Annotated in this window: 1 protein-coding gene; it reads left to right on the top strand. The window is 72.7% G+C overall.

The window, feature by feature from the left end; all coding sequences use genetic code 11:
• On the top strand, window positions 1–1,158 hold a 1,158-nt coding region (locus tag ACZ7HQ_RS45750; protein WP_471003627.1), incomplete at both ends, for an acetyl-CoA carboxylase biotin carboxylase subunit.

The raw sequence follows: 1,158 nt of genomic DNA on the forward strand, positions 1-1,158 counted from the left end.
AACGCGGCCCGCGAGTCCGGCGCGGACGCCGTCCACCCCGGATACGGCTTTCTCTCGGAGAACGCCGACTTCGCCCAGGCCGTCCTGGACGCGGGCCTGATCTGGATCGGCCCGCCGCCGCAGGCCATCCGCGACCTGGGTGACAAGGTCGCCGCCCGGCACATCGCCCAGCGCGCCGGCGCCCCCCTGGTCGCCGGCACCCCCGACCCGGTGAGCGGGGCCGAGGAGGTCGTGGCCTTCGCCGAGGAGCACGGCCTGCCCATCGCCATCAAGGCCGCCTTCGGCGGCGGCGGCCGCGGCCTGAAGGTCGCCCGCACCCTGGAAGAGGTCCCGGAGCTGTACGAGTCGGCGGTGCGCGAGGCCGTCGCCGCCTTCGGCCGCGGCGAGTGCTTCGTCGAGCGCTACCTCGACCGCCCCCGCCACGTGGAGACCCAGTGCCTGGCCGACAAGCACGGCAACGTGGTCGTCGTCTCCACCCGTGACTGCTCCCTGCAGCGCCGCCACCAGAAACTGGTGGAGGAGGCCCCGGCGCCGTTCCTGTCCGAGGCGCAGGTCGCCGAGCTGTACCGCGCCTCCAAGGCCATCCTGAAGGAGGCCGGCTACGAGGGCGCCGGCACCTGCGAGTTCCTGGTCGGCCAGGACGGCACCATCTCCTTCCTGGAGGTCAACACCCGCCTCCAGGTCGAACACCCGGTCACCGAAGAGGTCGCCGGCATCGACCTGGTCCGCGAGATGTTCCGCATCGCCGACGGCGAGGAACTCGGCTACGACGACCCCGCCCTGCGCGGCCACTCCTTCGAGTTCCGCATCAACGGCGAGGACCCCGGCCGCAACTTCCTGCCCGCCCCCGGCACCGTCACCACCTTCGACGCGCCCTCCGGCCCCGGCGTCCGCCTCGACGCGGGCGTCGAGTCCGGCAGCGTGATCGGCCCGGCCTGGGACTCCCTGCTCGCCAAACTGATCGTCACCGGCCGCACCCGCAAGGAAGCCCTGCAACGCGCCGCCCGCGCCCTGGACGAGTTCCAGGTCGAGGGCATGGCCACCGCCATCCCCTTCCACCGCGCGGTCGTCAGGGACCCGGCGTTCGCCCCCGAACTCACCGACTCCACCGACCCCTTCACGGTCCACACCCGCTGGATCGAGACCGAGTTCACCAAC

Source organism: Streptomyces sp. NPDC037290 (genome assembly GCF_055603245.1).